The sequence below is a fragment of the Neobacillus sp. FSL H8-0543 genome (assembly GCF_038592905.1).
Classification (GTDB): domain Bacteria; phylum Bacillota; class Bacilli; order Bacillales; family Cytobacillaceae; genus Neobacillus.
This window is the reverse complement of the sequence record NZ_CP151943.1, coordinates 620,616-644,041: the sequence shown is the minus strand read 5'-3', so window position 1 is coordinate 644,041 and position 23,426 is coordinate 620,616. Positions and strand designations below refer to the sequence as shown.

Sequence of the window (23,426 nt, the reverse complement as noted above, 5' to 3'; positions counted from 1 at the left end):
AAAGCAGCCGCTTTTCCTTTTTGAATAAATCAGTTTTTATTTCCCAATAATAGAGGTATCTGGAAATATCGAGGTGACTAGTATGAAAGTTATTGAAAGAGTCCTAATTAAAGTAATCATAATCCAATTTATCTTTCTATTTTTAGCTCAGCTATTTTTACATCAATTTGATGTCTTTCCTCAATTAGAACACTTAACGAAATATGAAGGTGTAAATGAAAATACGTTTACAGAAATTCTGGAAACATTTAGCGGTAAATAAGAAAAGACAATAGGAAGCGGGAATCCCTGCTTTTTTTTTCTGCTTGGTAACAGAAAATAAATGAAAGAAAATCAAATTTATGATATGAAAAAGAAGAAGCAGATAATTACTTATGTTAAAATATATGAGTGAAGTACAGAGACGATCATGATGGAACTAGGAGGAATTATGGAAAAAAAAATATCGATTGCCATTGATGGTCCCGCTGCAGCAGGGAAAAGCACGGTTGCAAAAATTGTGGCGGAGACACTATCATACATATATATCGACACGGGTGCGATGTATCGGGCTTTGACTTATAAAGCAATTGTTAATAACTTAGATCTAGAAGATGAAAAATCCTTGTTAAACGCACTTTTGGACTCGAAATTAGAACTTATGCCTTCCGATGACGGACAATTGGTCTATTTGGATAATCAAGATGTTACTGACACGATTCGATCCTCTGAGGTAACTAACTCAGTTTCTATTGTGGCAAAGCATCAAGCGGTTCGAGAAGAAATGGTAAGAATGCAAAAATCCTTTGCAGCAGGTGGCGGGGTCGTAATGGATGGACGAGATATAGGGACACATGTGCTTCCAAATGCAGAAGTTAAAGTATTCTTACTAGCAAGTGTAGAGGAAAGAGCTGTCAGAAGACACACGGAAAATCTGAAAAAGGGTTTTTCTTCAGATTTAGACCAACTAAAAGAGGAAATTGCAAAACGCGATAAATATGATTCAGAGAGAGAATATGCACCACTAAAAAAAGCGGACGATGCAATTGAATTGGACACAACCTCTTTAACTATTAGAGAAGTAGTAGAAAATATTATGGCTTTAGTGAGCGAAAGGATAGGCTAAATGGCAACGTTTTATTCATTTGCAAAATCTGTTGTATATTCTGTTTTTAAACCGCTATATCGAATGGAAGTAATTGGCGTTGAAGATTTTCCGAAAGAGGGCGGGGTACTGCTGTGTGCCAATCATATTCATAATTTTGATCCGCTAGTAGTAGGAATTAACGCTCCTAGACCTGTTCATTATATGGCAAAGGAAGAAATTTTCAACGTGCCTGTATTGGGTAATATCGTTAGGAAATGTAATGCGTTCCCAGTAAAAAGAGGTATGGGTGATCGAGAAGCATTAAGAACAGGTATGAAAATTTTAAAAGATGGACATGTTTTTGGTCTATTTCCTGAGGGGACAAGAAGTAAAACCGGAGATATAGGAAAGGGGCTCGCAGGAGCAGGGTTCTTTGCATTAAGATCGGATGCCCTCGTTATCCCTTGTGCAATAATTGGTCCATATAAAAGTTTTAGTAAGTTAAAAGTAGTTTATGGAAAGCCGATTGCGATGGATGAATTGAAAAAATCCAAGGCCTCAGCTGAGCAAGTTACTGAAATAATTATGTCTGAAATTGATAAACTTATTAAAGTGCATCGGTAGGTTCTGCTTGACAAAATCAGCTATTTATAAGAAGTTAGTAAAAAGAGTTTTTTTTTGAATATTCACTCGGATTATCTTTTTAGTTATTATATGTGATTTGTGAGAGACCATGGATCACATCATATATTTTTGTAGTCAATGGATTAAGGAGGAATACATATGTCGGAAGATATGAATCAAATAGAAGTCAAAAGCTTTGAAATTGGTGATAAAGTCAAAGGACAAGTTACTAAGGTAGAAGAAAAACAAGTAATTGTTAGCATCCAAGATAGTAAACTTGATGGTATTATCCCAATAAGTGAGCTTTCAAGTCTGCATGTTGAGAAAGCATCAGATGCTGTGGAAGTCGGTAATGAATTAGAACTGGAAGTATTAAAGGTTGAAGAAGAAGCCTTAATTCTTTCCAAAAGAAAAGTAGATGCAGAGCAAGCTTGGGTAAACTTAGAGCGTCTATATAATAGCGGTGAGATTTTTGAAACAGAAGTAAAAGATGTAGTAAAAGGCGGATTAGTAGTTGACCTTGGTGTACGCGGATTTGTCCCTGCATCATTAGTTGAAGCCTATTTTGTCGAAGATTTTTCTGATTATAAAGGGCAGCAGCTTACCTTTAAAATTGTAGAACTTGATAAAGAAAAAAATCGTTTAATTCTTTCCCACCGTGCAGTAGTAGAAGAAGAAAAAGGGAAACATAAAAAAAATATTCTAAGTTCAATCCACCCTGGACAAGTAATTGATGGTACAGTCCAAAGGATTACCGATTTTGGTGCTTTTGTTGATATTGGCGGAATCGATGGATTGGTTCATATTTCTCAGTTATCTTATGAGCATGTAGAAAAACCAACCGATGTCGTTCAAGAGGGTCAGAAGGTGCAGGTGAAGGTCCTTAATGTTGATCGTGATAATGAGAGAATTTCTTTATCCATTAAAGAAACTCAACCAGGTCCATGGTCGAATTTAGCCGAAAAAGCTCCTAAAGGCAGCACACTGACTGGAACAGTAAAAAGATTAGTTTCTTATGGTGCTTTTGTTGAAGTGTTTCCTGGAGTAGAGGGACTCGTTCATATCTCGCAAATTGCCCATAAGCATATCGGTACACCACATGAAGTGTTAAAGGAAGGTCAAAAAGTTCAGGTCAAGGTACTGGATACCAATGAACAAGAACAACGTCTTTCTTTAAGCATTAAGGATCTCCTTGAAAAAGAAGAAGACAATAATTTTGACTATGAACTTCCAGAGGAATCTAAAGGCTTCCAGCTGGGAGAAATGATTGGCGATCAATTAAAGAATCTAAGAAAATAATGGTGATTAGTAATGTCTAGATCTGAACGAAAAATGGATCACATTCGCTTTGCCTTAGAAAGTGGGCAGAAACGGTTAACAGCTTTTGACAATATCCAATTTATTCATCAAAGTTTACCGAATATTAATCTTTCAGATGTTAGCTTACACCATAAAATTGGCGAACTTTATTTGAGTTCGCCAATTTTTATCAATGCAATGACTGGCGGCGGCGGTGATAAAACGTACCAAATCAATAAACAGCTTGCAGGAGTGGCAAAGCAAACTGGCCTCGCGATGGCAGTAGGGTCGCAAATGTCTGCATTGAAGGATAAGACCCAGGGGTATACCTTTAAAGTGGTTAGAGAAGAGAATCCAACTGGTATAATCATTGCAAACCTGGGAAGTGAAGCAACATCAGACGATGCGAAACTAGCGGTAGAAATGATTGAAGCGAACGCGATACAGATACACTTAAATGTAATCCAAGAATTAGTCATGCCTGAAGGGGATCGAGAGTTTTCAGGTGCGTTAAAAAGGATAGAGGCAATTGTAAGAGAGTCCAGCGTCCCGGTAATCGTAAAAGAAGTTGGGTTTGGTATGTGTAAAGAAACAGTTGAAATTCTCTCTTCAGTCGGAGTTACGGCTGTTGATGTTGGCGGTTTTGGTGGAACAAACTTTGCACAAATTGAAAATAGACGGAGGGAAAATTCTCTTTCTTTTTTTAATGAATGGGGTATTCCCACAGCGGTCTCAATTATCGAGGCAACGCAAAGTAAGGGTAAAGCTTCGGTTATCGGGTCTGGTGGATTTACTTCCGCTTCTGAAATTGCTAAGGGATTGGCAACGGGTGCGGATGCGATTGGTTTTGCGGGTTATTTCTTGAATTTCCTTGTAAAAAAGGGGGCAGATTCCCTGCTGGAAGAAATCAAGATCCTCCATAAGGAATTAGTAATGATTATGACGGCCTTAGGTGCAAAAACAATTAAAGATTTACAAAACGCCCCAATAATTATTAGTGGTGAAACCTACCATTGGTTAAGCCAAAGGGGAATAGAAACAAAAAAATATAGTCAACGAAAGATATAAAAAGCTCTCGCCAAAGCGAGAGCTTTTTTCAGGCTGTCGAGAAACTTTCGACAGTCTCTTATTTATCCAATAACTTTAATAATTCACGGCGTTAATTTGTTAGAGTGTTATTGATATAAGGTTTTTGAACATGTCTGTTGATTTGCGCTCCAGGCACTTCGCTTTCCGCGGGCGTTCCGGGGAGCCTCCTCGGCGCTGAAGCGCCTGCGGGGTCTCCCCAGCCCCGTCCTCCCGCAGGAGTCTGCGTGCCTTCCGCGCAAATCAACAGCCCCTGCGCATAGGCTTTTTAATAGAATAGACAAAATGAAAAATTGCCGAGAAATATACCCTTTCTCGACAATCTGTAAAAAGCTCTCGCCTAAGCGAGAGCTTTTTTGTTGTTAATCAATCATATTTCGAATCATTTAGTCCTCTTGCTTCTTCAGGGCTTTGCAGCTTAGTTGCACCTTTGTAATGCAATGCTTGGTCACGGTCTGATTCAACTCTCCGGCTTGCTTTTAATTTCTTTTCTTGACGATCTTTTCCCAAATTTAAACACCTCCTCTTAATAAGATGATATCTCTGAGTAAAGATTATTCAGGGAAGTATGAAAGTACATAAAGAATACCGATAATGGAAACATTAGGAGGTGTGTATATGGATGGTTCATTGTTTTATTGGATACTTTGGTCATTATGGGTATACCTTACATTTATCATGAACAAACAACACCCGCTTCGCTTTGGGATGTCAGCTTGTATATTAGTGATAATTATCCTTTCTGATGTTCACTTTACCGTTGGTGGCTATCAGGTTCTTGCTAGCGGAGTTTTTACTTTGGTATTATCCTATATTATTTTAGGTAAGGAAAAAAATGGTGTACTGCTTTATGCGATAATATGTTCCGTCATAGTCACAATTTCTTACGTGACATTTCGTCTATTTGAAATATTTGACCCTGTATGGATTATCTTTCCGAAAATTTGGATGATGAGTATAGGCCTTTTATTTTTAGGCATTCTTTTACAGAATACTTTAAAACGAAGATTATTGATTATCATTTGCGGAACTATGCACGGAGAAATATGCTACGCCTTCTTTTTAAACAGATTTCAATTTTCTTACCCGATTGGTGCTCTTCCATACCTTGATATTTGTGTGTTAGCTACTATGTTGCTTTTAGTATGGAGCTTTCTGGAAAACGCTGGTACTATTTTACAAAACCAATTTCGTTTTCCGCATAAAGGGAAGCAGAAATCAACATGAACAACGCACTTGGCGATATTTCCATTGCGGGAAACGATTAACATTTGCTAAGATAGTATAGTTAGACCCTTCTTTAGGATAGAAGGGTTTCTTTATCATTAACACGCACTACTTAATTTTATAAATTGAGTTTCTTTGCTTTAACGATAAATTAATAACAAGATGTATGTTCAATATATGGATGAGAAAGGATGGCGATCATAATGGTAAAACCTGTTATAGCCATTGTAGGAAGACCGAATGTTGGGAAATCGACCATTTTTAACAGAATTGTGGGTGAGAGAATCTCCATCGTTGAGGATACTCCGGGAGTAACACGGGATCGAATTTACAGCTCTGGAGAATGGTTAACGCATGATTTTAATTTAATTGATACTGGTGGCATTGATATTGGGGACGAGCCATTTCTGGAACAAATTCGGCAGCAGGCTGAAATCGCTATTGACGAAGCAGATGTAATTATCTTTTTAACAAATGGACGGGAAGGGGTAACCGCGGCTGATGAAGAAGTAGCAAAAATATTATATAAATCTAAAAAACCAATCGTCTTGGGTGTAAATAAAATTGATAATCCAGAGATGCGTGAACAAATCTATGACTTCTATTCATTGGGATTTGGGGATCCTATTCCGATTTCAGGTTCACACGGATTAGGATTAGGAGATTTATTGGATGAGGCTGCAAAGCATTTTCCGAAGAATACACAACCAGACTATGCTGCAGATGTAATCAAATTTTCATTGATTGGACGACCTAATGTTGGTAAATCCTCACTAGTAAATGCGATTTTGGGTGAAGAGCGAGTAATTGTCAGTAATATTGCAGGTACTACACGTGATGCTGTCGATTCTCCTTATACCTTTAACGGTGATAAATATGTCATCATTGATACAGCAGGTATGCGGAAAAAAGGTAAAGTGTATGAAAGTACGGAGAAATATAGTGTCCTTCGTGCTCTAAGAGCAATTGAACGGTCTGATGTGGCATTAGTGGTAATTGATGCGGAAGAGGGTATCATTGAACAAGACAAGAAAATTGCCGGCTATGCACATGAAGCAGGCCGTGCAGTCGTAATTGTAGTAAATAAATGGGATGCAGTTGAAAAAGATGAAAAAACAATGAAAGAGTTAGAACAAAAGATTAGGGAACATTTTCTATTCCTAAGCTATGCACCGATTGTTTTCCTGTCAGCAAAAACTAAAAAACGAATTCATACGCTTTTGCCAATGATTAATACCGCAAGTGAAAATCATGCAATGCGTGTAGAAACTAGTGTTTTAAATGATATCATAATGGATGCGGTTGCTATGAATCCAACTCCGACAGATAATGGGCGCCGATTAAAAATTTATTATACTACACAAGTTGCTATCAAACCGCCAACCTTTGTTGTCTTTGTAAATGAACCTGAATTAATGCATTTTTCTTATCAGCGTTTTCTGGAAAACAGGATTAGAGAGGCTTTTGGTTTTGAGGGAACACCAATAAAAATTTATCCTAGAGAAAGAAAATAAAATTTTGATGCGGGAGTGACGTAAATGCAGCAAAATAAAGGGCCTATCACTGTTGTCGGTGCTGGAAGCTGGGGAACAGCACTGGCTATGGTTTTGGCGGATAATGGTTATGAAGTTCGATTATGGAGCCATAACGAAAACCAAGTGAATGAAATCAATCAGCTTCATACCAATAAAAAATATTTACCAGAAGTTGTACTGCCTGAGTTAATTATTGGATACGCTTCATTAAGTAATGCCTTGGCAGAAGTGAAAATGGTTATTTTGGCTGTTCCAACGAAAGCGATTCGTGAAGTAATTGAAAAAATACGTACTGTTCACCACTCACCGTTGACAATTGCTCACGTTAGTAAAGGAATAGAGCCGGATTCATTGATGCGTATAACTGAAATGATTAAGGAAGAAATGCCTAGTGAGCTTTTAAAGGCAGTGGTTGTTTTATCAGGACCAAGCCATGCTGAGGAAGTAAGCTTACGCCAGCCAACCACTGTAACAGTTTCTTCAGAAGATATGGTGGCTGCAGAAGAAGTGCAGGATATTTTTATTAACAACAATTTCCGTGTGTATACCAATCCAGATGTTATTGGTGTAGAAATTGGCGGTGCATTAAAAAATATTATTGCCTTAGCTGCAGGTATAACAGATGGACTAGGTTATGGCGACAATGCAAAAGCAGCACTTATCACAAGAGGTTTGGCTGAGATTGCTCGTTTAGGAACGAAAATGGGTGCGAATCCGTTAACCTTTTCAGGATTGACTGGCATAGGAGATTTAATTGTTACATGTACAAGCGTCCATTCAAGGAATTGGAGAGCGGGAAATCTTTTAGGCAGAGGAAATACCCTTGAAGAGGTCCTAAAGAACATGGGCATGGTTGTAGAAGGCGTTAGGACCACCAAAGCAGCCTATCAGCTTGCATTGAAGTACGATGTTAACATGCCGATTACTATGGCCTTATACAATGTCCTGTTCAACGGAAAAAATGCCAAAGATGCTGTTGATGTTTTAATGGCCCGTGGTAAAACACACGAAATGGAAGACTTAGTTAATATTCACGACGAAAAAAATATTTTTGAGTAAAATTAATTTTTATAATCGTTCAATGACGCGCTTTCTATGATTTATGCATACAATGCAACGAAGCACACTTCTAGTTTGAACCTAGAAATGGGTTATTTTAGTCACAAGACTGAAGTACGGAATTCGCCCCTCCTTACTTCAGTTTTTTATTTGTATATAAATCAAATTTTTTTTAGTAACCAAGTTACTATGATATAATAATTTTCGAAAAAAGGAGGGGTCATTTTGTCACCAGGTATGCTAAAAATGTGGATATCGATTGCGGGAATAGGACTCATGTTTCTATCTATCATAACAATTTATTTAAGCCGCTTTAAGTTAAAAGGAATTCTTCGGGTTTTGACTGCTTTTCTTGCCTACTTCTTTCTAATCATTGCTGGTTTCACATTGTTTATCGTTCTCTTTACATAAAAAAAAGAAAAATACAGGTGATTGTATGAAATGCAAAGTGCTTACCGCTATACTGGCTATAACCATCCTGTTCTTATCTGGATGTATGTATCCAGATAAAGAATTAGCAAAAAATCAAATTCCATATGTAGATCAAATTCAAGCTGTTCAACATGCAGTAAATTCCTTTCAGGAGGACAATGGAGGAATCCTCCCAATCAAGACGAAGGACTTAGAGACTCCAATTTACCAGAAATATCCCATAGACTTTAAAAAGATCGCTCCAAAATATATTTCTGAGCCACCAGGAAATGCTTTTGAAAGCGGTGGGATTTTTCAATACGTACTCGTCGACGCAGAAACAAATCCAACAGTAAAACTTCTTGATTTAAGGATGGCAGAAACCATTCGCGATATTAACTTAAGAATAAAAACGAGCGGATATCCGCCCTTTAAAGAAAAAATTGCTGAAAATGTTTATTCGATAGATTTCAGTGAACTAGGTTTTAAGCAGCCTCCATTTGTGGTGAGTCCATATACAAATCAAAATCTTCCACTGATTATTACAGGAAATGCGGAAGTCTTTGTAGATTACCGGCAAGATTTATATCAAGTTCTTCAGAAATCAAATAAAAAAGTAAGCCCTGGAGAGGATATTCGTTACATTCTATTAGAGGACTCAATGATTGTCCCAGCATACTCTTTACCCTATACGGTCGATGAAAACAACAATGAGCCAATTTTTTTATATCAATTAGATTGATATTGTTCACAGCAAATAGTCATAACCCTTCACCTGCGAAATATATTGTAGGAGAAGGGTTTTTTTTTTAGGCTAAGAAGTGTATAAACACTAAATTGCCATAAGGACAACATTGGTAGCACCAAACAACTCAGTTTCTTTATTAGAAACCCTCATTCGATCAATTCGCTCGGACACAATAGATACCAGAGAAAAATAACGAGTTAATATTAAGGGGGTAAAAAATTTCAGAAAAGTGTCATAACAATATAGGACAACATCATAAACATATAGTGTCCAAAAATACCTAAATGGATAATATTATCCCACTTTACTCTATGATCGGGAGGGGATCACTTGGAAAAGGTTGATGTGTTTAAAGATATTGCCGAAAGAACCGGCGGTGATATTTATTTAGGAGTTGTAGGTGCTGTTCGAACAGGTAAATCCACGTTTATTAAAAAATTTATGGAACTGGTGGTATTGCCGAATATAGAAAATGAAGCAGAGAGATCTAGAACACAGGATGAGCTGCCTCAGAGTGCTGCAGGAAAAACAATCATGACTACTGAGCCGAAATTTGTTCCTAACCAGGCAGTATCTGTCCATGTTGAGGAAGGTCTGAATGTAAATATTAGACTTGTGGATTGTGTAGGGTATACAGTCCCGGGGGCTAAGGGCTATGAGGATGAGAATGGTCCTAGAATGATAAATACACCTTGGTATGAGGAGCCAATTCCCTTTCATGAGGCTGCTGAAATTGGTACGCGTAAAGTAATACAAGAGCATTCTACCATTGGTGTAGTTGTTACAACTGACGGAACAATTGGAGAGATTCCAAGAAGTAATTATATTGAGGCTGAAGAACGAGTCATTAATGAGCTGAAGGAAGTGGGTAAACCGTTCATTATGGTTGTGAACAGCGCACAGCCTTACCATCCAAGTACTGAGACGCTTAGAGCCAGCTTAGCAGATAAATACGACATTCCTGTCATCTCGATGAGTGTAGAAAGTATGCGCGATAGCGATGTTCTGAATGTCCTGCGTGAGGCGCTTTATGAATTCCCTGTCCTCGAGGTTAACGTTAATCTGCCTAGCTGGGTAATGGTGTTAAGAGAGAACCATTGGCTGCGCGAAAGCTATCAAGAAGCAGTAAAAGAGACTGTTAAGGATATAAAAAGATTAAGAGATGTGGATAGAGTGGTCCAGCAATTTAGCGACTTTGATTACATTGAAAGAGCTGGTTTGGCTGGAATTGAAATGGGGCAAGGCGTGGCTGAAATTGATTTGTTTGCTCCAGACGAACTCTACGACGATATTTTAAAAGAAATCGTTGGAGTAGAGATTAGAGGGAAGGATCACCTTCTTGAGCTTATGCAGGATTTTGCACATGCGAAGGCAGAATATGACCATATTGCTGATGCCTTAAAGATGGTTAAGCAAACTGGCTATGGTATTGCCTCTCCGTCACTTTCAGATATGAGCTTAGAAGAGCCAGAGATTATCCGTCAGGGTGCCAGATTCGGTGTAAGATTGAGAGCAGTTGCACCTTCTATTCACATGATAAAAGTGGATGTTGAGTCTGAATTTGCACCAATCATTGGTACCGAAAAACAAAGTGAAGAACTAGTCCGCTACTTAATGCAGGATTTTGAAGATGATCCGTTATCCATTTGGAATTCTGATATCTTCGGAAGATCCCTAAGCTCGATCGTCCGTGAAGGGATTCAGGCGAAGCTGTCATTAATGCCAGAAAATGCAAGATATAAACTAAAAGAAACACTAGAGAGAATTATTAACGAAGGTTCAGGCGGCTTAATCGCGATTATTCTATAAGCAGCAAGACTCCAATTTGGAGTCTTTTTTGCTTTTTTAGATATCAGTGTGTTAAAGAATATTGTTGATTTTGCTAACGATGTTGATTGGAGCGAAGCGACGAGGAGGCTCCCGGACTGCCCGCGGAAAGCGAAGTGCCTGGAGTTCCAATCAACAGGCTAGTTTAACAAATATGTGGAAAAATTCTACCAAATACTTCAAAAAAAGCAGATTTTTGTCGAACTGAAGAAAAGATTACCATTATTTCATGAAATATTCTTGATAACCTCAAATGATTATGATAATCTTTTAACAGACTTACGTTATAGTGCTGAAACCTTTATATAGCAAGGTTTTGTAAAAAAAGTAGAATTAAAATACTAATTGTTGCTATTTTTATTTATTTTTCTAATAAAACCGCGCTGTAACGTATAGAAACTACAAAATTTGTTTAGAAATGTAGATAAGTAATCTTATTTACGAATCTTAACTCAATTTATTGGGAGGAGGTGACAAGCATGAACAAGACAGAACTAATTAACGCAGTAGCAGAAGCAAGTGAACTTTCTAAAAAAGACGCTACAAAAGCAGTTGATGCTGTTTTTGATGCAATTCTAGATGCTTTAAAAAATGGTGATAAAGTACAATTAATCGGTTTTGGTAACTTTGAAGTACGCGAGCGTGCAGCCCGTAAAGGTCGCAATCCTCAAACAGGTGAGGAAATTGATATCGCAGCTAGCAAAGTTCCTGCTTTCAAACCAGGTAAAGCGCTTAAAGACGCAGTAAAATAATTACATAAATTTATTGCTTTAAGCGTACGCTTAGGCAAAAAGGTCATGGGATAAACCCATGGCCTTTTTTCTATGGTTAAGATTTTTGCTTGAGTTGAAATGGTTATGCTAATATGGAACTATATATGTTTTTTTGCTAACCATAGGGGGAATTTGCATGTCAGAAATAAACCGTACCCAAATTGAAGAAGCGGTGCGTTTAATATTGGAAGCAATAGGAGAAGATCCAGACCGAGAAGGACTGCTCGATACACCAAAAAGAGTAGCAAAAATGTACCAAGAAGTTTTTAGTGGTTTAAATGATGATCCAAAGAAACATTTTGAGACGATCTTTAGTGAAGACTATGAAGAATTAGTTTTAGTAAAAGATATTCCATTTTATTCGATGTGCGAGCATCACCTTGTACCGTTTTTTGGAAAAGCACATGTTGCCTATTATCCGAAAGATGGCCGAGTTACGGGACTGAGTAAATTAGCCAGGGCTGTAGAGGCTGTAGCGAAAAGGCCTCAATTGCAGGAAAGAATTACATCCACAATCGCAGAAAGCATGATGGAAAAGTTAGAGCCTCATGGAGTTATGGTGATTGTAGAAGCTGAGCATATGTGTATGACCATGCGCGGGGTAAAAAAACCAGGCTCTAAAACTGTCACAACGGCCGTTCGTGGCACGTTAGCCAATGATGCGACTGCACGTTCAGAAATACTTGCATTAATTCGGAATTAAACGGGGTGAATAAATGGAAAAGCGTCAATCGCAAACAAGTGATTTCGTTGTTATAAAAGCTATGGAGAATGGTGTTAATGTAATTGGTTTAACCAGGGGATCAGATACACGTTTCCATCATTCTGAAAAGCTTGATAAAGGGGAAGTATTAATTGCTCAGTTTACCGAGCATACATCTGCAATAAAAGTCAGAGGAAATGCAAAAATACTTACACACTTTGGTGAAGTAGAAAGTGATATTAAGAAGTAAGAGAGTGAAAAATACTCGATTAAATAACATTTTCTTATTTATTCATATTTCCTTATAGTGAAAATGTATTTATTTTGTGAATTCCTGCTCACACAAAAAGCTTTTATGATATAATTGTCACTGCCTTGTTAAGATTAAAAGGACATAATAAATAATTATACGGGGAAGCAAGGGTGATAAAATTGCCAGACATTCAACAGAAATTTACAGATATTAAACAGCAGGTTGAACAACGGGTAAACCATCCTTACTTGCTTAAATACATTAAAGTTCCAGTAATTGACAAAGATAAACTACTTGTCCTTCTTTCGATTATGGAACGTCTCGAATTGTCTTACAATGAACTTAAAAATTATGCTATGACTACTATGCTTGTACAAATAGCCCTTGATACCCATGAACATATATCAAATGCAGCTGTTGATGAAAAGAATAGACAATTAACTGTTCTAGCAGGTGATTATTACAGTGGCTTATACTATAAGCTCCTAGCTGAAACTGAAGACAATCTCATGATCAAAGAACTCTCTAAAGGTATAAAAGAGGTCAATGAACATAAAATTTCCGTTTATCGGAAAGAATCGCGTGAAATAGAAGAACTGATGACTAGTATAAAAAGAATTGAGAGTAGCCTTATCACGCGGTTTTCTAAGTATTTTAAAGTAGATTTGTGGAACGAGATTATTGCTAATCTGTTTTTTATGAAAAGATTACTTCGAGAAGAAAGCCAATTTATTAATACTGGAAGTTCACCGTTGTTCGAACGTATGAAAGAAATGATTTTTCCGCGTAATAAGCATAATTTAAATGAAATATCCAGTGAAGAAAAGCGGGAGTTACTTTTTATTTGTGGTCAATACCTTGATAATTCAAAACAAACAATTTTAAGAGGGATGAACCAGCTTCCATTTCTTAACGATATGCTTGAGGATCGGATAACATCAATAGTCGATGAACATATGCCAATTGCGAAAACATTAGTGGAAGAAGGGTAAATACATGCAGCAATCGAAAGAACAAAGAGTTCATAAGGTGTTTGAAAAAATATCTGACAACTACGATAAAATGAACTCAGTCATTAGTTTTCAACAGCACATCAAATGGCGCAAAGACACCATGAAGAGGATGAATGTCAAGCCGGGATCGAAAGCCCTAGACGTTTGCTGTGGAACAGCTGACTGGACGATTGCATTAGCCGACGCCGTTGGTCCAACTGGCGATGTTACTGGTTTAGATTTTAGCCAAAACATGCTTAATGTTGGGGTTGAAAAGGTAAAAGAACTGGGGCTGAAGCAGGTAAAACTAGTGCACGGAAATGCGATGGAACTACCTTTCCCTGATAATAGTTTCGATTATGCAACAATTGGCTTTGGATTAAGAAATGTTCCTGATTATTTACAGGTACTAAAAGAAATGCGTAGAGTAGTTAAACCAGGCGGCATTGTTGTTTGTCTTGAAACCTCTCAACCGACGTTAATTGGCTATAGACAACTTTACTTTTTTTACTTCCGATACATTATGCCGATGTTTGGGAAATTATTTGCTAAAAGCTATAAAGAATATTCGTGGCTGCAAGAATCAGCAAGGGACTTTCCAGGTATGAAAGAACTAGCACGTATGTTTGAAAGTGCAGGCTTAAAAGATGTAATGTATAAACCATATAGTGGTGGAGCTGCTGCAGTTCATATGGGGTATAAGAAGTAATAGGAACAAGTAGATAGGATGAAAAGCTGGGTGAATACAAATGAAATTAAAAATGATGTATTCATTTTTGAATTCGGATATTAACATAATCGAAAAAAACCTAGAGGCAACCATTCAGGCAGACTCTATTCTTTTGAAAGAAGCTTCTTTGCATACATTAAAAGCGGGCGGAAAAAGAATTCGTCCAATTTTTGTATTACTTGCTGGGAAGTTTGGGAATTACGATATTAATGTTATGAAAAATGTAGCTGTTGCCCTTGAACTTATTCATATGGCCTCTCTCGTTCATGATGATGTAATCGATGATGCGGACCTTAGAAGAGGGCAGCCAACTGTAAAAGCGAAATGGGATAACAAAACAGCTATGTATACAGGAGATTTTATTTTTGCATTAGCTCTCGAGCTAATGACTGAAATTGAGAAACCTATGGCCCATAAAATATTAGCAAATACCATTGTCGAAGTGACTGTTGGCGAGATTCAGCAAATTAAAGATAAGTATCGTACGAACCAAAACCTAAGGGATTATTTACGACGCATTAAGAGAAAGACGGCCCTATTAATTGCTGCGAGCTGCCAGTTGGGAGCCATTGCTGCTGGTGTTGAAGAATCAGTTCATAGAAGGCTGTATAAATTTGGTTATTATGTGGGTATGTCCTTTCAGATTATCGACGATGTATTGGATTTCACTTCAACAGAGGAAGAGCTTGGCAAACCTGCTGGCAGTGATCTATTACAAGGAAATATTACTGCTCCAGCCCTCTATGCAATGGAAAAGGAAAGTATTCGCTTAGAGATTGAAAAGGTACATGAGCATATGGAGCAACAAGAAATCGAATCCATAATAATGCTAATAAAACAATCAAGAGCAATAGAAAAATCTATCGCATTGAGTGACAGGTACTTAGAAAAAGCACTAGCTGTGCTAGAAGAGCTTCCAGCGAATAGAGCGAAGAAGTCTCTTCGTGATATTGCAAAATTTATTGGCAAGCGAAAATTTTAGAAATGAGAGTTAATCTATCAGCGATTAACTCTTATTTTATTCCCTACCGTCAATGGAAGGACTATAATAATGAGTTTCTCTTGTTTTTCTCTTGCGAAATATTCGTAAAAATGGTAATCTTTTATGGATTGTCACTTAGGACAATTTATTATACATATCGATTTGGGAGTGGGATTCGTGGAAAAAACATTTTTAATGGTAAAACCAGACGGAGTTCAACGCAATTTAATTGGAGAAATAGTTGCGCGTTTTGAGAAAAAGGGGTTTCAATTAGTTGGTGCTAAATTAATGAGTATTTCAGCAGAACTTGCAGAAGAACATTATGGCGAGCACAAGGAACGTCCATTTTTTGGTGAATTAGTTGATTTTATTACATCGGGTCCAGTTTTCGCTATGGTATGGCAAGGTGAAAATGTAATTTTAACTGCACGCCAAATGATGGGAGCTACTAACCCTAAAGATGCTACACCAGGTACCATCCGAGGTGATTTCGGCCTAACAGTTGGTAAAAATGTTATTCATGGTTCTGATTCAGCTGCTAGTGCTGAACGTGAAATTGGATTATTCTTTAAAGAAACTGGTGTTGTTGAATACACAAAACTAGTTAACGAATGGATCTATTAATAATATTAAAAAGGCACTTGTATATTTTAATACAAGTGCCTTTTTGTATACGCATACATACTTTTAATCAAAAGAACTTGAAATTTATTAGCTAATTTAGTATACAAATGAATAACCAGTTATTATCATTATATAAATAATTTCTTTAAATTTCATTTCTATTTTCTGAATAGTTGCTCTATGTTTCTTGGGTGGTATATGGTATATTGATATAAAATCCTTTAATGAGTTGAAGGGGGAAAGAGTTATGGGAATGAGATACTTAACAGCGGGTGAATCACATGGCCCACAATTAACAACAATCTTAGAAGGATTGCCTGCAGGAATGCCTTTATTAGCTTCCGATATAGATGAGGGATTACAAAGGCGACAAAAAGGATATGGTCGCGGGAGACGAATGCAAATTGAGAAAGATACCGTTGAAATTCTCTCAGGCGTTCGTCATGGACAAACACTCGGTTCACCGGTTGCGTTGGTTGTTAAGAATAACGATTGGAAGCATTGGACAAAAATTATGGGACCTGAGCCATTAGAAGAAGGCCATGAGGATGAAGTGAAACGAAAGATTACACGTCCCCGTCCTGGTCATGCTGACTTAAATGGTGCGATAAAATACGGTCATCGCGATATGAGAAATGTCCTTGAACGTTCATCTGCACGTGAGACTACTGTAAGGGTTGCGGCTGGAGCTGTAGCAAAGAAACTTTTATCCTTAGTTGGTGTGTCAATCGTTTCACATGTTGTTGAAATCGGTGGAATTAAGGCAAACCTTGACCCAACTTTAACGATTGAAAACTTGAAGGAGATGACAGAACTTTCTCCTGTTCGGTGTGCTGATACAAGTGTAGAACAAAAAATGATGGAAGCAATTGATAATGCAAAGAAGAATGGTGATTCCATTGGAGGAGTGGTGGAAGTAATTGCATCAGGTATGCCAGCAGGGGTTGGGAGCTATGTACAATATGATCGTAAGTTAGATGCTAAGCTTGCTGCCGCGATTATTAGTATAAACGCCTTTAAAGGTGTGGAGTTCGGGATTGGCTTTGAGGCTGCCAGAAAACCTGGAAGTGAAGTGCATGATGAAATCATCTGGTCAGAGGACGAAGGGTATACAAGAAAGACCAATCGACTCGGAGGCATGGAGGGCGGCATGACATCGGGGATGCCTATCGTTGTCCGAGGTGTTATGAAACCAATTCCAACGCTATATAAACCATTAATGAGTGTTGATATCGATTCAAAAGAAGCTTTTTCTGCAAGTGTAGAACGTTCAGATAGCTGTGCAGTTCCAGCTGCTGCGGTTGTTGCTGAACATGTTGTTGCATGGGAATTGGCAAATGCACTATTAGAACAATTTTATAGTGACCGGTTTGATGCCTTTGCAGCGGAAATTGAACGCCAGCGTAAGTTTGCGAGGGAGTTTTGATGGAAGTCATTACGATCCAAACAGGCTCGAAAAACTACAATGTGACTGTCGGAAAAGGTGCGAAAAATGAGATTAGTACTTTTTTAACCAATCATTTTCCTGACCTAACAAGAATATTAATCATTACCGACGAAACTGTTGCAGAGCTTCATCTTGATTCTTTATTACCTTTAATAGGGCCATGGAATCCAATTGTATATACTTCACCCAGTGGCGAAAAAGCTAAGACATTCGATGTATTTTATCAAGCTTTAACAATTGCATTAGAAAACCGACTCGATCGTAAATCTGTAATTCTTGCATTTGGCGGAGGGGCGGTAGGAGATTTATCCGGATATGTTGCTGCTTCGTTTATGAGGGGTATTCCATTTATTCAAGTGCCGACAACCATTTTGGCACATGATAGTGCCGTTGGGGGGAAGGTGGCCATAAACCACCCCTTGGGGAAAAATATGATAGGTGCCTTTCATCAGCCCCTGGCTGTTTTTTATGATCTCGATTTTTTAAGCACATTATCAACACAAGAAGTACGCTCTGGCTTTGCGGAAGTCATCAAACATGCTCTTATTTATGATCCGGTGTTTTTCGGCTGGTTGCGAACCAATATACATAGCCTAGAAACCATCTCACCAGAGCAATTACTTAAATCAGTTACAAAAGGAATAAAAATAAAAAACGAATTTGTTTCAAGGGATGAAAAGGAAACGGGTATTCGAGCATATTTGAATTTTGGCCATACGCTTGGCCATGCGATTGAATCTGAAATGGGCTATGGGAACTTTACTCATGGAGAAGCAGTAATGATTGGAATGCTCTATGCGCTTAAATTAAGTAAGGAGCTGAACGGACTTTCCTTTAATCTAATCGAGTTTACGGACTGGATTGAAAAACTTGGTTATGATACAAAGATCCCTTCTGCTTTATCGCATGAACGATTAATAGCTAGAATGAAGCAAGATAAAAAAACTGTAGGTGAGTCCATACGATTTGTACTGCTTGAACAATTGGGGAAACCAGTACTTCAGGAGCTTTCCGACGAATTACTATTAGAGCAGCTTAAAAGCTTTAAATAATAAGGGGGGCTTTTCATGATTAGAGGGATGAGAGGGGCAACTACTGCCAGCCAAAATACAGAAGAAACAATCATTTCTGCAACAGAAGAGCTTTTGGCAAAATTAATCGAAGTGAATGAAGTTAAACCAGAGCTTGTTGCATCTGTATTTATTTCAACAACAGAGGATATCAGTGCTGCTTTCCCTGCCAGGGCACTAAGGAAATTTCCCGGATGGACCTATGTGCCGGTAATGTGTATGAGGGAAATGCCTGTGGATAATTCTTTACAAATGTGTATTAGAGTAATGCTTCATGTAAATACAGAACAAACACAGCAGGAAATTAAACATGTATATTTAAATAAAGCTAAAGTGTTAAGACCAGATCTAGATGTAAAAGCGCAAAAATAATGCTATTGGATGGGGTGGAGAATTTGAGATGGAAAAAGCAATTATTAACACTGACTCCTTATCAGCCGGGAAAATCAACAGAGTCAGTAAAGAAACTCTATAACCTTGATAAAATCGTTAAGCTTGCTTCAAATGAAAACCCTTATGGCTGTTCCGACAAAGCTCATGCAGCACTTCAAACGGCTTCTTTAAGCATGGCAATCTATCCAGATGGTTATGCCACAAATCTTAGAGAGGGGGTAGCATCATTCCTGGGAGTAGAGCCTGAAGAACTAATTTTTGGAAACGGCTCGGATAATATTATTCAAATGATTTCCAGGGCACTTCTTCATTCAGAAGCTAATACGGTGATGGCTATACCAACCTTCTCTCAATATAAACACAATGCGATTATTGAAGGAGCGGAAATTATAGAAGTTCCGTTAGTAAATGGAGAGCATGATTTGGATCAAATGCTGGCTGCTATTGATGAAAACACAAATGTCGTTTGGCTGTGCAGTCCGAATAATCCTACAGGTACTTATATACCTGAGAGTAAATTGGTTTCTTTTTTAGAAAAGGTCCCGCAAGAAACCTTGATTGTGCTCGATGAAGCCTATTATGAATACGTTGTGGCTGAGGATTACTATCAATCAATTAACTTAACACGAAATTATTCTAATTTAATTGTTCTAAGAACTTTTTCGAAAATATATGGACTTGCATCATTAAGAGTTGGGTATGGGGTTGCAAACCCGGCTATTATTAAGGCCCTAGAACCTGCAAGGGAACCTTTTAATGTTAATTCTTTTGGTCAAGCAGTAGCTTTAGCTGCTATCGAAGACCAGGGGTTTATCGAGGAATGTAAAAGAAAAAACAGGGAAAACCTAGCACGAATATATGATTTTTGTGACCAAAACAATTTAGAATACTTTCCTACTCAAACTAATTTTATCCTTGTTGATTTTAAGGTAGATGGAGATAAGGTTTTTCAATTTTTACTAGAAAAAGGGTATATAGTCCGATCAGGAAAAGCGCTTGGATTTCCTACTTCCGTTCGAATTACGGTTGGTACGGAGGAAGAAAATGAAGGCTTGCTAAAAGTAATAAATGAATTTCTAGTAAAAAAGGAGACTGAAGGGCTTACTGGGAAATAGGGGGAAACAGCTTTGAATGGCCGTGTATTTGTCATAGGATTAGGGTTAATTGGCGGTTCTTTAGCCTTGTGCATTAAGAAAGAGCATCCAGCCGTAACTGTCACGGGATATGATATAAATAGTGAACAAGCTAGACTTGCAAAAATGCTTGGCATCATTGATGAAGTGGCAGACGACATAAGTGAAGGGGCAGTAAATGCAAATTTAATCATCATTGCGGCTCCTGTCATTGAAACACAAACAATCATTCATTTGCTTTCTGAACTACCATTACAACCAGATGTAATGATTACAGATACCGGAAGTACTAAAAGAAAAATCGTTGCCAATGCTGCCAGTTTAGAAAAGAGAGGATTCACTTTTATTGGTGGGCATCCAATGGCGGGTTCTCATAAAAGTGGTATATCTGCTGCAAAGGAAATCTTATTTGAGAATGCCTTTTACTTGTTAACCCCTGAAGAATACATCGATAACTCGAAAGTAGATTTGTTAAAAGACTGGCTTAGGGGTACAAAAGCTAAGTTTTTAACAGTATCACCGCAAAACCATGATTATCTTACCGGAATTGTAAGTCACTTTCCGCATATCATTGCGGCTTCTATTGTTCGCCAAACAGAAAGATTAGCGGATAAAGAAAGTTTAATACCTCGTTTGGCTGCAGGAGGATTTAGAGATATTACTAGGATTGCTTCAAGCAGTCCAGAAATGTGGAAAGATATTCTCTTGCACAATCGTGAGATATTAATTGACCTAATAGACAAGTGGCAAGAAGAAATGAATGGGGTAAAGGAATTGTTGGAGCAAGAAAACAGCAATGAAATATTAAATTATTTTCATCAGGCAAAGCAATTCCGCGATGGCTTGCCAGTCAGAGAAAAAGGAGCCATTCCTGCATTTTATGATTTATTTGTCGATGTCCCGGATTATCCAGGTGTCATTTCAGAAATTACGGGTTATTTAGCACAGGAAAATATTAGTATTACAAATATTCGCATCTTAGAAACTCGTGAAGATGAAATATACGGAGTTTTAGTTATTAGTTTTCAAACGGATGAGGATCGTCAAAGGGCAGAACGATGTATTCATAATCGATCCAGCTTTGCGACATCTACTGGTTAATAAAATGATTTTGGGTAAGGTGATTATATATGGAGTCATTAATAATACAGCCAACGTTTAATGCGTTAACTGGTGTGCTGGAAATACCAGGAGATAAATCAATTTCCCACCGGTCTGTTATGTTTGGTTCAATTGCCAAAGGAGTTACCAAGGTAACGAACTTTTTACCTGGTGATGATTGTTTAAGTACAATCTCCTGTTTCCGAAAACTAGGTGTAGTGATTGAGGAAAGTGAAAATTTGCTAACCATTTACGGAAATGGTTTTGATGGATTGACAGAACCAGATGAAATATTGGATGTTGGTAATTCAGGAACGACCATTCGCTTATTATTAGGGATTTTGGCGGGCAGACCATTTTATTCTTCATTAATTGGTGATCGCTCAATCGGGAAAAGACCGATGACGAGGGTAACGGAGCCCTTAAGGCAGATGGGAGCACGTATTGATGGTCGAAATAATGGTGCTTTTACACCGCTTAGTATCCGTGGAGGTGGTCTAACTCCAATTAACTATGAACTCCCTGTGGCAAGTGCTCAGGTGAAGTCTGCGCTTATTCTAGCGGGTCTCCAGGCAAAAGGGGAAAGTACAATTATTGAACCAGCTGATACGCGTGACCATACAGAAAGAATGATTCGTAAATTTGGCGGAGAAATACAAAGGGATAATAGTGTTATTAGAGTTAAAGGTGATCAGAAGCTAATCGGTACGGAAATACATGTTCCTGGAGATATCTCATCGGCTGCTTTTTTTCTTGTTGCAGGTGCAATTGTCCCAGGTAGTGAGATTCTCCTTAAGAATGTTGGAATAAATCCAACTAGAAATGGAATTATTGATGTAATGAACAAAATGGGAGCTGATTTGGAGATTTCTCATCAGCCTGGTGATTCTTTTGAACCAATCGGCGACATGACAATTAAAGCCTCACGTCTTAAGGGGACGGTCATTGAAGGGGATTTGATTCCTAAGCTTATCGATGAAATTCCAATTATCGCTTTACTGGCAACTCAGGCAGAAGGAAAAACTGTCATAAAGAATGCAGAAGAGCTCAAGGTTAAAGAGACGAATCGAATTGATACGGTAGTTCAAGAATTAACGAAGCTAGGTGCCAGGATAGAGGCTACGGACGATGGGATGATAATCTATGGAGGTTCTAGTCTTACGGGAGGAACGGTTTCCAGCCATGGCGACCATCGGATTGGAATGATGCTCGCAATAGCAGCTCAAATATGTAAAGGCGAGGTCACACTAGAGAATCCAGAAGCAATCTCCATTTCCTATCCAAACTTCTTTACCCATTTAAATATTCTTAAAAAATAATAGCTGCCAAATGTGCAGCTTTTTATTTTATATATATGATGTCATAGTTTAGATAGTTAGCTCATAGCTTGTCTTAAAGACTAGAAAGCAGAGAAAGGGGAGCAAAATGGGCTATATTATTGAAAATGCCACGATTCTTAAAAACGGCCAGATAACCAAATGTTCACTGCTGATTAAGGAAAATCATATTGTTGCCAGACAAGATCAGTTCAAACGATATAAATTAATAAAAATGAATACAGAAGCCTTCATTATGACACCTACATTTGTCCAGTTGGATTCCGCAATCCCATTAAATACCTCCTTTAAAGAACTCAAAAAATACATCATTGATCAATTTATTATGAAGGGATGTACCACATTACTTACTTATGCCACGATTACCTACGAACATGAATTAAATAAAAAACTGAAGGAAGTGAAAACAGCTTTAATTGGCAGTCCAATCGATTTTATTATTGGTGTGAAAATTCCTGCGAGACTTGTAACACCTTCTTTTATGAGAAAATGTAAGAAAGAAAAAGTTCCTGTAATCTTTATTGAATTCTGTGATATTGAAGAATTGAAAGAGATTCCCTGGAGTTGGATAAGGGAATCACTATTTCCATACAATAGTCCGCTGATACCAATAATTTCTAATGATCAAAAGAAGGAAGCAAAGACTGTTATGTCGAAATGGAAAGTAATAATTGAAAAAGAAAAAATTCCCGCAGTTTATGAGGAAGTAGAAGAAAACCAGCCCCTATCTATATCACAATTAAACAAAATCGGCTTATATCCACAAAAAGCGAGCTTAATGCATGGAACAGAGTTAAGTTATAATTTATATTTAAAGGGCAGGGAAATCAAGAATGTTGATGAAGTAAACTTATTTCATTATCATAATGATAGACTTGTTATTACAGTACACAAGGGTAAGGTAATTCGAGCAGGAGAAGAGGTTTTATTTAAGCCTGGAAATGGAGAATATGTTAAAGTAAGAACCCCATCTTTTTTTTCTTTATAGATGATTCTTAGTGGACGA

26 protein-coding genes are annotated in these 23,426 nt (G+C 37.7%); 25 read left to right on the top strand and 1 reads right to left on the bottom strand.

The annotated features are described in order from the left end of the window. Positions 1–82: 82 nt before the first annotated feature. The 5 genes from NSS81_RS03385 to fni all read left to right on the top strand — a co-directional run bounded on the left by NSS81_RS03385 (position 83) and on the right by fni (position 4,057). Positions 83–262: a YpfB family protein gene (locus tag NSS81_RS03385; protein WP_342432147.1), complete on the top strand. Its 180-nt coding sequence runs from the start codon at positions 83–85 to the stop codon at positions 260–262. Positions 263–430: 168 nt separating this feature from the next. Beyond that, on the top strand, positions 431–1,105 hold the full coding sequence (cmk, locus tag NSS81_RS03380) for a (d)CMP kinase (protein WP_342432146.1): 675 nt from the start codon (positions 431–433) through the stop codon (positions 1,103–1,105). Further along, positions 1,106–1,690 (top strand): lysophospholipid acyltransferase family protein, encoded by a 585-nt coding sequence (locus NSS81_RS03375; RefSeq protein WP_342432145.1) that lies wholly within the window; start codon positions 1,106–1,108, stop codon positions 1,688–1,690. A gap of 159 nt (positions 1,691–1,849) precedes the next feature. Then, a complete protein-coding gene (gene rpsA, locus NSS81_RS03370) occupies positions 1,850–2,989 on the top strand; it encodes a 30S ribosomal protein S1 (protein WP_342432144.1) in 1,140 nt (379 codons plus the stop codon). 12 nt (positions 2,990–3,001) lie between these two features. Then, entirely contained in the window at positions 3,002–4,057 is a 1,056-nt protein-coding gene (gene fni, locus NSS81_RS03365; RefSeq protein ID WP_342432143.1) for a type 2 isopentenyl-diphosphate Delta-isomerase, read from the top strand. Between the two features lie 384 nt (positions 4,058–4,441). Here the strand turns inward: fni and NSS81_RS03360 are convergent, their stop codons facing one another. Next, the gene (locus tag NSS81_RS03360; RefSeq protein WP_342432142.1) at positions 4,442–4,585 is read right to left on the bottom strand and encodes a YpzI family protein; all 144 of its coding nucleotides are present in this window, start codon (positions 4,583–4,585) and stop codon (positions 4,442–4,444) included. A 108-nt stretch (positions 4,586–4,693) separates the two neighbouring features. On the opposite strand from NSS81_RS03360, the gene NSS81_RS03355 reads away from it, so the two are divergent. The 20 genes from NSS81_RS03355 to NSS81_RS03260 all read left to right on the top strand — a co-directional run bounded on the left by NSS81_RS03355 (position 4,694) and on the right by NSS81_RS03260 (position 23,408). After that, positions 4,694–5,302 (top strand): hypothetical protein, encoded by a 609-nt coding sequence (locus NSS81_RS03355; RefSeq protein ID WP_342432141.1) that lies wholly within the window; start codon positions 4,694–4,696, stop codon positions 5,300–5,302. A 203-nt stretch (positions 5,303–5,505) separates the two neighbouring features. Further along, positions 5,506–6,816, top strand: coding sequence for a ribosome biogenesis GTPase Der (gene der, locus NSS81_RS03350; RefSeq protein ID WP_342433918.1), 1,311 nt, complete (start codon positions 5,506–5,508; stop codon positions 6,814–6,816). A gap of 24 nt (positions 6,817–6,840) precedes the next feature. Further along, positions 6,841–7,896, top strand: a complete 1,056-nt coding sequence (locus NSS81_RS03345) for an NAD(P)H-dependent glycerol-3-phosphate dehydrogenase (RefSeq protein WP_342432140.1) — start codon at positions 6,841–6,843, stop codon at positions 7,894–7,896. 225 nt (positions 7,897–8,121) lie between these two features. Next, positions 8,122–8,307: a DUF2768 domain-containing protein gene (locus NSS81_RS03340; protein ID WP_342432139.1), complete on the top strand. Its 186-nt coding sequence runs from the start codon at positions 8,122–8,124 to the stop codon at positions 8,305–8,307. Positions 8,308–8,332: 25 nt separating this feature from the next. Next, positions 8,333–9,049 (top strand): hypothetical protein, encoded by a 717-nt coding sequence (locus NSS81_RS03335; protein WP_342432138.1) that lies wholly within the window; start codon positions 8,333–8,335, stop codon positions 9,047–9,049. Positions 9,050–9,385: 336 nt separating this feature from the next. After that, positions 9,386–10,864: a stage IV sporulation protein A gene (gene spoIVA, locus NSS81_RS03330; RefSeq protein WP_342432137.1), complete on the top strand. Its 1,479-nt coding sequence runs from the start codon at positions 9,386–9,388 to the stop codon at positions 10,862–10,864. Between the two features lie 497 nt (positions 10,865–11,361). Continuing rightward, entirely contained in the window at positions 11,362–11,634 is a 273-nt protein-coding gene (locus NSS81_RS03325) for an HU family DNA-binding protein (protein ID WP_026563932.1), read from the top strand. Positions 11,635–11,791: 157 nt separating this feature from the next. Continuing rightward, complete coding sequence (gene folE / locus NSS81_RS03320) at positions 11,792–12,358, top strand: GTP cyclohydrolase I FolE (RefSeq protein WP_342432136.1); 567 nt, start codon at positions 11,792–11,794, stop codon at positions 12,356–12,358. A gap of 13 nt (positions 12,359–12,371) precedes the next feature. Beyond that, on the top strand, positions 12,372–12,608 hold the full coding sequence (gene mtrB, locus NSS81_RS03315; RefSeq protein WP_342432135.1) for a trp RNA-binding attenuation protein MtrB: 237 nt from the start codon (positions 12,372–12,374) through the stop codon (positions 12,606–12,608). A gap of 173 nt (positions 12,609–12,781) precedes the next feature. Continuing rightward, positions 12,782–13,603, top strand: a complete 822-nt coding sequence (locus NSS81_RS03310) for a heptaprenyl diphosphate synthase component 1 (RefSeq protein ID WP_342432134.1) — start codon at positions 12,782–12,784, stop codon at positions 13,601–13,603. A 4-nt stretch (positions 13,604–13,607) separates the two neighbouring features. Beyond that, positions 13,608–14,312 carry a demethylmenaquinone methyltransferase gene (locus NSS81_RS03305; RefSeq protein ID WP_342432133.1) on the top strand — a complete coding sequence of 235 codons (705 nt, stop codon included), beginning with the start codon at positions 13,608–13,610 and terminating at the stop codon, positions 14,310–14,312. Positions 14,313–14,352: 40 nt separating this feature from the next. Then, complete coding sequence (hepT, locus tag NSS81_RS03300; RefSeq protein ID WP_342432132.1) at positions 14,353–15,315, top strand: heptaprenyl diphosphate synthase component II; 963 nt, start codon at positions 14,353–14,355, stop codon at positions 15,313–15,315. A gap of 177 nt (positions 15,316–15,492) precedes the next feature. Further along, positions 15,493–15,939: a nucleoside-diphosphate kinase gene (ndk, locus tag NSS81_RS03295; protein ID WP_342432131.1), complete on the top strand. Its 447-nt coding sequence runs from the start codon at positions 15,493–15,495 to the stop codon at positions 15,937–15,939. A gap of 253 nt (positions 15,940–16,192) precedes the next feature. Continuing rightward, a complete protein-coding gene (gene aroC, locus NSS81_RS03290; protein ID WP_342433917.1) occupies positions 16,193–17,365 on the top strand; it encodes a chorismate synthase in 1,173 nt (390 codons plus the stop codon). Then, positions 17,365–18,438: a 3-dehydroquinate synthase gene (gene aroB, locus NSS81_RS03285; protein WP_342432130.1), complete on the top strand. Its 1,074-nt coding sequence runs from the start codon at positions 17,365–17,367 to the stop codon at positions 18,436–18,438. Before aroC ends, aroB begins: the two co-directional genes overlap by 1 nt. A 15-nt stretch (positions 18,439–18,453) precedes the next feature. Then, positions 18,454–18,828, top strand: a complete 375-nt coding sequence (gene aroH, locus NSS81_RS03280) for a chorismate mutase (protein ID WP_342432129.1) — start codon at positions 18,454–18,456, stop codon at positions 18,826–18,828. Between the two features lie 23 nt (positions 18,829–18,851). Next, positions 18,852–19,964, top strand: a complete 1,113-nt coding sequence (gene hisC / locus NSS81_RS03275; protein ID WP_342432128.1) for a histidinol-phosphate transaminase — start codon at positions 18,852–18,854, stop codon at positions 19,962–19,964. A 12-nt stretch (positions 19,965–19,976) separates the two neighbouring features. Further along, positions 19,977–21,083 (top strand): prephenate dehydrogenase, encoded by a 1,107-nt coding sequence (locus tag NSS81_RS03270; protein ID WP_342432127.1) that lies wholly within the window; start codon positions 19,977–19,979, stop codon positions 21,081–21,083. A gap of 29 nt (positions 21,084–21,112) precedes the next feature. Continuing rightward, positions 21,113–22,402, top strand: a complete 1,290-nt coding sequence (gene aroA, locus NSS81_RS03265) for a 3-phosphoshikimate 1-carboxyvinyltransferase (RefSeq protein ID WP_342432126.1) — start codon at positions 21,113–21,115, stop codon at positions 22,400–22,402. A gap of 106 nt (positions 22,403–22,508) precedes the next feature. Next, positions 22,509–23,408: a hypothetical protein gene (locus NSS81_RS03260; RefSeq protein ID WP_342432125.1), complete on the top strand. Its 900-nt coding sequence runs from the start codon at positions 22,509–22,511 to the stop codon at positions 23,406–23,408. Positions 23,409–23,426 lie beyond the last annotated feature (18 nt).

Bases quoted from the DNA above. Each gene is read 5' to 3' on its own strand.
- NSS81_RS03335 (WP_342432138.1), top strand. From the start codon at position 8,333: ATGAAATGCAAAGTGCTTACCGCTATACTGGCTATAACCATCCTGTTC.
- aroA (WP_342432126.1), top strand. From the start codon at position 21,113: ATGGAGTCATTAATAATACAGCCAACGTTTAATGCGTTAACTGGTGTG.
- NSS81_RS03305 (WP_342432133.1), top strand. From the start codon at position 13,608: ATGCAGCAATCGAAAGAACAAAGAGTTCATAAGGTGTTTGAAAAAATA.
- NSS81_RS03345 (WP_342432140.1), top strand. From the start codon at position 6,841: ATGCAGCAAAATAAAGGGCCTATCACTGTTGTCGGTGCTGGAAGCTGG.
- mtrB (WP_342432135.1), top strand. From the start codon at position 12,372: ATGGAAAAGCGTCAATCGCAAACAAGTGATTTCGTTGTTATAAAAGCT.
- rpsA (WP_342432144.1), top strand. From the start codon at position 1,850: ATGTCGGAAGATATGAATCAAATAGAAGTCAAAAGCTTTGAAATTGGT.
- NSS81_RS03355 (WP_342432141.1), top strand. From the start codon at position 4,694: ATGGATGGTTCATTGTTTTATTGGATACTTTGGTCATTATGGGTATAC.
- fni (WP_342432143.1), top strand. From the start codon at position 3,002: ATGTCTAGATCTGAACGAAAAATGGATCACATTCGCTTTGCCTTAGAA.
- aroC (WP_342433917.1), top strand. From the start codon at position 16,193: ATGAGATACTTAACAGCGGGTGAATCACATGGCCCACAATTAACAACA.
- aroB (WP_342432130.1), top strand. From the start codon at position 17,365: ATGGAAGTCATTACGATCCAAACAGGCTCGAAAAACTACAATGTGACT.
- aroH (WP_342432129.1), top strand. From the start codon at position 18,454: ATGATTAGAGGGATGAGAGGGGCAACTACTGCCAGCCAAAATACAGAA.
- NSS81_RS03260 (WP_342432125.1), top strand. From the start codon at position 22,509: ATGGGCTATATTATTGAAAATGCCACGATTCTTAAAAACGGCCAGATA.
- cmk (WP_342432146.1), top strand. From the start codon at position 431: ATGGAAAAAAAAATATCGATTGCCATTGATGGTCCCGCTGCAGCAGGG.
- folE (WP_342432136.1), top strand. From the start codon at position 11,792: ATGTCAGAAATAAACCGTACCCAAATTGAAGAAGCGGTGCGTTTAATA.
- NSS81_RS03385 (WP_342432147.1), top strand. From the start codon at position 83: ATGAAAGTTATTGAAAGAGTCCTAATTAAAGTAATCATAATCCAATTT.
- der (WP_342433918.1), top strand. From the start codon at position 5,506: ATGGTAAAACCTGTTATAGCCATTGTAGGAAGACCGAATGTTGGGAAA.
- NSS81_RS03325 (WP_026563932.1), top strand. From the start codon at position 11,362: ATGAACAAGACAGAACTAATTAACGCAGTAGCAGAAGCAAGTGAACTT.
- NSS81_RS03375 (WP_342432145.1), top strand. From the start codon at position 1,106: ATGGCAACGTTTTATTCATTTGCAAAATCTGTTGTATATTCTGTTTTT.
- hepT (WP_342432132.1), top strand. From the start codon at position 14,353: ATGAAATTAAAAATGATGTATTCATTTTTGAATTCGGATATTAACATA.